The organism is Acidithiobacillus sp. TH-A36 (assembly GCF_057473445.1).
Genome location: NZ_JBYCKP010000098.1, coordinates 1 through 8,492 on the forward strand (window position 1 = coordinate 1; position 8,492 = coordinate 8,492).

7 protein-coding genes and 2 pseudogenes are annotated in these 8,492 nt (G+C 54.4%); 5 read left to right on the plus strand and 4 right to left on the minus strand.

What is annotated here, in order from left to right; genetic code table 11:
• Window positions 1-213 (plus strand): annotated as a pseudogene (locus AC2VLY_RS02830) (MFS transporter); the annotation flags it as partial.
• Window positions 214-231: 18 nt separating this feature from the next.
• Here AC2VLY_RS02830 and AC2VLY_RS02835 read toward each other — a convergent pair.
• From AC2VLY_RS02835 to carA, 4 genes are read right to left on the minus strand one after another with little or no spacing between them, the layout of a single operon-like run.
• The gene (locus AC2VLY_RS02835; protein WP_486921734.1) at window positions 232-1,062 is read right to left on the minus strand and encodes an undecaprenyl-diphosphate phosphatase; all 831 of its coding nucleotides are present in this window, start codon (window positions 1,060-1,062) and stop codon (window positions 232-234) included.
• Window positions 1,063-1,085: 23 nt separating this feature from the next.
• On the minus strand, window positions 1,086-1,562 hold the full coding sequence (gene greA, locus AC2VLY_RS02840; RefSeq protein WP_193651363.1) for a transcription elongation factor GreA: 477 nt from the start codon (window positions 1,560-1,562) through the stop codon (window positions 1,086-1,088).
• A gap of 18 nt (window positions 1,563-1,580) precedes the next feature.
• Window positions 1,581-4,799, minus strand: coding sequence for a carbamoyl-phosphate synthase large subunit (gene carB, locus AC2VLY_RS02845; RefSeq protein ID WP_486893813.1), 3,219 nt, complete (start codon window positions 4,797-4,799; stop codon window positions 1,581-1,583).
• Complete coding sequence (gene carA, locus AC2VLY_RS02850) at window positions 4,792-5,934, minus strand: glutamine-hydrolyzing carbamoyl-phosphate synthase small subunit (RefSeq protein ID WP_486893812.1); 1,143 nt, start codon at window positions 5,932-5,934, stop codon at window positions 4,792-4,794. Before carA ends, carB begins: the two co-directional genes overlap by 8 nt.
• 235 nt (window positions 5,935-6,169) lie before the next feature.
• Between carA and AC2VLY_RS02855 the strand changes: the two genes are divergently transcribed.
• The 4 genes and pseudogenes from AC2VLY_RS02855 to AC2VLY_RS02870 form a co-directional block, all read left to right on the plus strand.
• Complete coding sequence (locus tag AC2VLY_RS02855) at window positions 6,170-6,916, plus strand: hypothetical protein (RefSeq protein WP_193651366.1); 747 nt, start codon at window positions 6,170-6,172, stop codon at window positions 6,914-6,916.
• 57 nt (window positions 6,917-6,973) lie between these two features.
• Window positions 6,974-7,450 (plus strand): TspO/MBR family protein, encoded by a 477-nt coding sequence (locus AC2VLY_RS02860; RefSeq protein WP_486893811.1) that lies wholly within the window; start codon window positions 6,974-6,976, stop codon window positions 7,448-7,450.
• Between the two features lie 8 nt (window positions 7,451-7,458).
• Window positions 7,459-8,178: a M48 family metallopeptidase gene (locus tag AC2VLY_RS02865; protein WP_486893810.1), complete on the plus strand. Its 720-nt coding sequence runs from the start codon at window positions 7,459-7,461 to the stop codon at window positions 8,176-8,178.
• Between the two features lie 90 nt (window positions 8,179-8,268).
• A pseudogene (locus AC2VLY_RS02870) lies at window positions 8,269-8,492 on the plus strand (YceI family protein); the annotation flags it as partial.

The window sequence follows — 8,492 nt, forward strand, 5'->3', positions numbered from 1 at the left end:
CTTCCCGAACAGCGTGGTGCTTCCAGTGGCGTTTATTCCATGATGCAGTTTCTGGGTATTTTTGTGGGAGGCGTGTTGGGAGGATGGGGTCTTGGCCTCGCGGGAGACCAAGGCGTGTTTTACATTCTCACCGCAGTAGGTATTATTCTGGCTATCCAGAGCTGGAATGGTAAACGCATGGCCTTATTACTTTCTCCAGATAGTCATTCCTGATATTTCCAAGCGCAGTTTTTAGCCGCCAATCAGCAGCGCCAGCGCCCCGAAACCTATGCAGTAAATTCCGAAGGGGCGCAAGGCGGTGACTTCGTGTTTGTGGAAGTAATGCATCAGAAACCAGACCGAACTCCATGCACAAAGACCAGCGAGGGCGCCTGCCAGGAAAATGGTTCCCAGCAAGCCGCTTTGCATGTGGGCGTGAAAAAGTTTGGGTACTTCCAACGCACCGGCAGCGGCAATAATTGGTGTTGCCAGTAAAAAGGAAAAGCGCGCAGAGTTTTCATAATCCAGTCCTACGCCAATCCCGGCCACCAGAGTGGCACCAGAACGGGAAAACCCGGGAATCAGAGCCATGGATTGCGCAAAGCCAATAATGATGGCGCGCATCCAGCTTATGTTATCCAGTGAATGACTGGGATGACGGGAGCGTAATCGGTCACCCCAGATCAGCATGACTCCGTTTGCCATCAATGCAACGGCCGCAAAAGTGAAACCGCCAAAAAGATAACGGATTTTATGGGCGAGAAGGAGGCCGAGAAGACCCGCAGGAATGGAGGCAATGAACAGTATCCACAATAATCGCGACTGGGGATTGCTGGGCTTGCCCCGCGCCCGGACAAAGCCACCAATCAGCGCCGCCCAGTCTTTCCAGAAAAACAGCAGGAGTGCGGCGGCGGTGGCAAGATGCAGAACCACCACAAAAGGCAAAAACCAGTCGGCGTCGCGATTGATGGGCCAGTGCAGCAGGGCCGGAACCAGAATGATGTGCCCGAGGCTGGATATGGGAAACAGCTCGGTAACCCCTTGCAGCATGGCCAGCAACAACAGGTAGATATGATGGATCACGATAGGATGCTCTCAGGCTGGTTTTATTCGAAGCGTACGGCGAGAATGGTGTATTCGCGGGCACCCGCAGGCGCATGCACTTCTACCAGATCGCCTTCATGTTTGCCGATCAGGGCGCGGGCAATGGGTGAACTGATGGAAATTTTATTTTCCTTAATGTCCGCTTCGGCATCTCCCACGATCTGATAAGTAACTTCCTTGCCTTCGGCGTCTTCCAGATCGACGGTTGCAGCAAATACAATTTTTCCACCGGTATTCAGCGTCTTGGGGTCTATGACCTGGGCGCGGGCGAGAAAATCTTCCACCTCACGAATGCGTCCTTCAATAAACGCCTGCTGCTCTTTGGCGGCGTCATATTCGGCATTTTCCGAAAGGTCACCCTTGGCACGGGCTTCGGCAATAGCCTCAATGACGGCGGGCCGATCTACGGATTTCAGCCGTTGTAATTCTTCGCGCAAACGTTGCGCGCCGATGACAGTCATGGGGACTTTAACGCTCATGTTAACCTCTCGTACTGGTTAGTTTTGTTGCAAATCCTGGAGACGAAGAACACTGCGTTCTTCCCGCATCAGGACACGAATAGCTTCCGCCCCCGCAATGGCACCTGCCAGAGTGGTGTAATAGGTCAGGCCCATTTGCAGGGCAGCCCGGCGGATACTGAAGGAATCACGCACAGACTGACGCTCATCCACGGTATTGATGATGATTTGTACTTTACCATTTTTGATGGCATCGACAATGTGTGGCCGACCTTCGGTAACCTTGTTGACCGTGCTTACTTCCAGACCCTGCTGGCGGAGGTATTCGGCTGTCCCTTTGGTGGCGATCAGTTGAAAACCCAGGCGGGCCAAGGTGCGAGCGGCAGGGGTGAGTTTAGCTTTGTCGGCATCGCGGACGCTGATAAATACGGTTCCAGAGGATGGAAGATGCTCACCGGCACCCATTTGCGCCTTGAGGAAAGCCTCACCAAAGCTGGCCCCGATGCCCATGACCTCGCCGGTAGATTTCATTTCGGGTCCCAGCAAAATATCGACGCCCGGAAATTTGATGAAAGGAAATACGGCTTCCTTGACGCTGAAATGCGGAGGATTGGGGATTTCAGGTATGCCTTGGGTTTTCAGGCTCTGGCCGGTCATGCAGCGTGAGGCAATTTTAGCCAGCTGCCAGCCCGTGGCCTTCGAGACAAATGGCACGGTCCGGGAGGCGCGGGGATTGACCTCAAGGACGTAAATCCGGTCTTCCTGCACGGCAAACTGGCAGTTCATGAGGCCAACCACGCCCAAAGCCAGAGCCAGTTCCACGGTTTGCCGCCGCAATTCAATCTGGATGTTTTCAGGGAGAGAGTAGGGCGGCAAACAGCAGGCCGAGTCGCCGCTATGAACGCCAGCCTGCTCAATATGTTCCATGATCCCCGCAACAATGACCTGGCCATTTTGGTCGGCAACGGCATCAATGTCCACTTCCAGGGCATCATTGAGAAAACGATCCAGGAGAATGGGCTGATCGTTGGAAATACGGACGGCTTCTTCCATGTAACGCTGCAGGTCTGCTTCAGCGTAAACAATACGCATGGCCCGGCCACCCAGTACATAAGAGGGACGAACCACCAGCGGATAACCCAGTTCCCTGGCTTTGCTCAATGCTTCCGGGGCACTGCGGGCAATGGCGTTTTCCGGCTGGCGGAGACCCAGGCGCTGCAGCAGTTGCTGAAAGCGTTCGCGATCTTCAGCCAGATCAATAGAATCCGGAGTCGTACCGATGATGGGTACACCGGCTGCTTCAAGATCGTTGGCCAGTTTGAGAGGGGTCTGGCCGCCAAACTGGACAATGACGCCCTGCGGTTTTTCCACCGCGACAATTTCCAGCACGTCTTCCAGGGTCAGAGGCTCAAAGTAGAGGCGATCGGAAGTGTCATAATCGGTAGATACGGTTTCCGGGTTGCAGTTGACCATAATGGTTTCAAAACCATCGGCATGAAGTGCCATGCTGGCATGGACGCAACAGTAGTCAAACTCAATACCCTGACCAATGCGATTGGGCCCACCGCCCAAAATCATGATTTTGGGTTTGCTTCCAGGCTCCGCCTCACATTCCATTTCATACGTGGAGTAGAGATAGGGGGTTGGCGAATGAAATTCTGCCGCACAGGTGTCCACCCGTTTGTAAACGGGCCGAATACCCAGTTTGTGGCGCTGTTCGCGCAGCTGGGATTCCCGGCAACCCAGCAGTCGGGCCAGACGACGATCCGAAAAACCCATGGCCTTGAGTGCCCGCAATTGGGGTGCATCGAGGCTCGCCAGCGGCATACCACGCAGATTTTCTTCCTGTTGCACCAGCTCAATAATCTGTTCAAGGAACCAGGGATCTATATGTGTTATCTGCTGGATTTTGTCCTGATCCCAGCCCCGGCGGATGGCGTCGGCCAGGTACCAGAGGCGATCGGGACCGGCTATACGCAGCTCCTGCTCGAGCTTCTGCAAGGTCTCTGGATCATTGCCCGGCAGTTTTTCATCCAATCCATCGACCCCGGTTTCAAGGCCGCGCAGGGCTTTTTGCAGGGATTCCTGAAAACTCCGGCCAATGGCCATCACTTCCCCCACAGATTTCATCTGGGTGGTCAGGTGCGCGTCGGCTTCCGGGAATTTTTCGAAAGCAAAGCGGGGTATTTTGGTGACTACATAGTCGATGGTCGGTTCAAAACTGGCAGGGGTAGCCTGGGTGATATCATTGCGCAATTCGTCCAGGGTGTATCCCAGGGCCAGCTTGGCCGCAATTTTGGCGATGGGGAAGCCGGTAGCCTTGGATGCCAGTGCGGAGGAGCGGGAAACGCGCGGATTCATCTCGATGATAATCAGGCGACCATCCACCGGATTCACCGCAAACTGGACATTGGAACCGCCGGTGTCCACGCCAATGCGGCGCAGGACAGCTATGGAGGCGTCGCGCATCCGCTGATATTCACGGTCAGTCAGGGTCTGGGCGGGGGCTACGGTAATAGAGTCACCGGTATGAATCCCCATGGGATCCATGTTTTCGATAGAGCAGACAATAATACAATTATCTGCTTGATCCCGGACCACCTCCATTTCAAATTCTTTCCAGCCAATTATGGATTCTTCGATGAGAATTTCGTGGGTAGGGCTGGCCTCCAGACCCCGCGAGGCAATATCCTCAAACTCCTCGCGATTGTAGGCAATGCCGCCACCCGTGCCGCCCAGAGTGAACGAAGGTCGAATAATGACCGGAAAACCAATATCTTCGGCAATTTGGCGGGCTCCGTCCATATCGTGCCCAAAAGCTGAACGTGCCACTTCCAGGCCAATTTCCTGCATGGCTTTTTTGAACAGCCCCCGATCCTCGGCTTCGCGAATGGCTTCTACCGAGGCCCCGATCAGGCGCACTCCGAACTTTTCCAGAATACCTTCACGGTGCAGATCCAGCGCACAATTCAGAGCAGTCTGGCCACCCATCGTCGGCAAAATGGCATCCGGGCGCTCCATTTCGATGATGCGCGCTACTGTCTGCCATTCCACGGGCTCAATATAGGTTGCATCAGCCGTTTGCGCGTCGGTCATGATGGTCGCCGGATTGGAATTGACCAGAATGACGCGGCAGCCTTCCTCGCGCAATGCCTTGCAGGCTTGAACTCCCGAGTAATCAAATTCGCAGGCCTGACCAATGACAATGGGGCCGGCGCCAATCAGCAGGACGCTGTGAATGTCTTGATGCTTAGGCATGGGTTTGGGCTCCGTATTGATGCATGGCAGCTACGAAATCATCAAAAATGATGCTGGCATCGTGGGGGCCGGGTCCTGCCTCCGGGTGTCCCTGAAAGGAAAAAACCGGGAGACTGTTATGGGCCATACCCTGCAAACTGCCATCAAACAGGGAGGTATGCGTAATACGCACGGAGTCCGGCAGGCTTTGGGAATCCACTGCAAAACCGTGGTTTTGACTGGTAATTAATACCCGGCCGCTGCGCAGATCCTTTACCGGATGATTGGCACCATGATGCCCGAATTTCATTTTGATGGTTTTGGCACCCAGGGCGATGCCGAGTAACTGATGTCCCAGACAGAGCCCAAAAGTGGGTATTTGTGCCGCAATGATTTCGCGCATGGCTAGCTGGGCATAATTGAGGGCGTCGGGATCTCCCGGCCCATTGGAGAAAAGTACACCGTCCGGACGCAGGGCGATGACCTCAGCTGCTGGTGTTTTGGCAGGTACCAGGGTAACCCGGCAGGCACGGTCGGCGAGTAGGCGCAATATATTGTTCTTTTTGCCAAAATCGTACACGACCACATGATATTGCGGATGGCTGATGGGCTGCGCCTGATAACTCTGTTCAGGCAGGCCGCTCGCAAGGAGCCATTCTGATTTTTTTGGCGCCGCCACGTCCTGAACCAGATCCCGGCCCAGCAAGCCGGGAAATCCGCGCGCGGCAGCCAGGGCTTCGTTTTCATTCACCTCAGCGCCAACCAGCAAAGCCGCATTCTGGGCGCCGCCATTGCGCAGGCGGCGGGTGAGTGCGCGTGTATCAATACCGGCAATGGCAGGAATACCCTGCTGGGTCAGAAAATCGGGAAGCGTCTGGGTACTGCGCCAGTTACTGGGGATACGAGGTAAATTACGCAGTACCAGAGCTGAGCAGAATATTTTTGATCCTTCCATATCTTCGGGATTGATCCCGGTGTTGCCAATATGCGGATAGGTCAATGTCACGATTTGGCCGCGATAGGAGGGATCCGTCAAAATTTCCTGGTAACCCGTCATCGCTGTATTAAAACAGATTTCACCGACGGCCAGACCCTTGCTGCCAAAGCCTGTACCCCGGTAGATACTGCCGTCTGCCAATGCCAGGACCGCCTGCACTTTCTCACCTCGTCTACCATGGAAGATGCAAAAAAGGGAGGGTGGCCCCTCCCGCATAGATTGCCCATATTCTAGGGGTATGCCGGGCACTGGTCAACGCAGTTACTGGAGTGCGGTCATAGGCAAGACCGCTGCAGGAAGCATTACACAACGATAACTGCTTGAGTGTATGGAAAGGGATGATAAGCTTGTGACCATGATCAGGTATTCATAATTCCAAAAGGAGTGGTTTCGTATGCGTCGCTTTCAGGGTTCGTTGTGGTTTGCTGGAGTCGTGTTGGCTCTATCCGGCTGTGGTTCGGCGACTAATAATGGCTTGGCTCCGCAGGCCGAAAATACTTATCCTGTGCCCTCGGCTATCAGCACGCCATCCAGCTACAGTGCCCCCGCGCCCGCCCTGCAGGTCCCTGCCCGGCTTCTGTCGCAGCCTAAAACTTTGCCCGCTCCTTCGGCACCCAGCGTGAATTATTCGTCTACGACTTTACCCTTGACGCCTCTGGCATCCTCTACTGCCGCTTTATCCAGTGCCGCGCAATCTGTTACTCAACCCGTCACCCGGACGGTGGAAAATGCCAAAAATTCTGCGAATCAGGCAGTGAGCAGTGCTCAAGGCGCAGTGCAGCAGCAGCTCAATACGGCAACGTCTTCTTTTTCCGGGAAGTGGCAGCAGGATATGGTCAAAGCTCGACAGGACAGCGCCAAATGTGCTGCTTTGAGTTCGACAGCGCAAAGTGACTGCTGGCAGAATGTGTCAGCTTGGGCAAAAACGCGGGCTACGCAGTATCAGAGCATGAGCGCCACGGCGACTGGTGCCCAGGCCCAGCAAATGCAATCTGCCGCCAAGTTTTTCGGTGTAACTGGTGAATGGGCCAGTGCCTGTAGTTCTCTCAGTGCCCAGTCTTGCGCGGAGTCACCGCTGATCAGCAAGATGCAGCAGTGGAAGGCTTCAGTGGGTATCCCCGGAACTACTGCAGGGCAATAAAATTTGCAGACTTCTGAAAATCTGCCATTCCGTTTTCTTGGTGGGGCGATGACTTAGATGGACATGAATCACTTTGCACTGGTTTCCCTGATTAGTCTGGCTATTACTCTGGCGGTGGCGACAACGGGGTCACTGTTTCGACCAGATGCCTGGTATACGCGCCTCCAGAAGCCCAAAGATACGCCTCCACCCTGGGTTTTTCCTGTAGTCTGGACGCTGTTGTATATCATCATGGCTTTTGTGGCAGCGTTGATTTATGTCAGCCCGGCGAGTCTGTTGCGAACAGTGGGTTTGTCTTTGTATGGCCTGCAGTTGCTCTGTAATGCCGCATGGTCATGGCTGTTTTTTGGACGGCATCAGGTGCTTTGGGCCCTGGCAGACCTGGTTTTGCTTCTGCTCCTGGTATTGGCTTGTTTCCTGGTTTTTATGTGGATCACGCCGCTGGCGGCCTGGTTGTTGCTGCCTTATTTACTCTGGCTTTGCGTGGCGCTGTATCTGAATGCCGCGACCTACCGCCTGAACCGATTCCCCTGATGCGGCCCATGCGCAATGCGGAAAAAACCATGGTTCAGGTGGCTGATCTGAACCTGCAGCTGACGCGCAAGGCGGTCAAGAATTTGCGCATTATGGTTTATCCCCCTGACGGGAATGTAAAAGTCAGTGCACCCTGGGCGATGACAGATGGAGACATTCGTGCGGCCATTCTGGCCCGTTTGTCCTGGATCAGGCAGCACCAGCAGCAATTTCAATATCAGACTCCGTCATCGGTTCTGGAATATCAATCCGGCGAAACCCATTCCTATTTGGGGCAGAACTATATACTCCGGGTGCATGAAGTGGCCGGTCGCGGCCGTATTGAAATGTGCGACGCTGCCTTTATGGAGATGTACTGTCCACCCGAAGCGGCACAGGCTGATCGTCAGGCCTTGCTCCACAAGTATTATCGTCAGGCACTGAAAGACCGCATTCCGAACATCGTTGCCCACTATGAACCGATTCTGGGTGTGCAGGTGGCCGAGTGGGGCGTTAAACGCATGCGCACTCGCTGGGGTACCTGCAACATCCGCGCGCGGCGCATCTGGCTTGGCCTGGAGCTTGCCCGCTACGCAGAAATTTGTCTGGAATATGTGGTGTTGCATGAAATGACTCATTTGCTGGAGCGCCTGCACAATGATCGTTTCAGGAGCATCCTCGATGCGGCCATGCCGGACTGGCGTCGGGCGAAAAACCAGCTTCGCTCAGGTCCCCCCCCTTCTTGCTGAAAGTTCCTGATGCTTACTCTGTGATAAATACTATAATCCTTTAACTGCCAGCATTAGGGTGGTTCAGGTAATTTGAAAGGGGGTAAAATCATGCAAAACAAGCGTTCAAAACAATTACTCATCATTTCCATCAGCTTGGGTCTTGGTTTGGTGATGATGCAGGAAGCGGCCCAGGCGGCGACAACCAAAGCAGCAGTGGGGCACTACCACGCGCTGACGGGTAACCCGAGTGGCACCTATCAGATTGATCCAGAGCATTCCGCTGCTTATTTTACCATTGGTCATGTGGGTATTGGCCCCTTTAGCGGACGTTT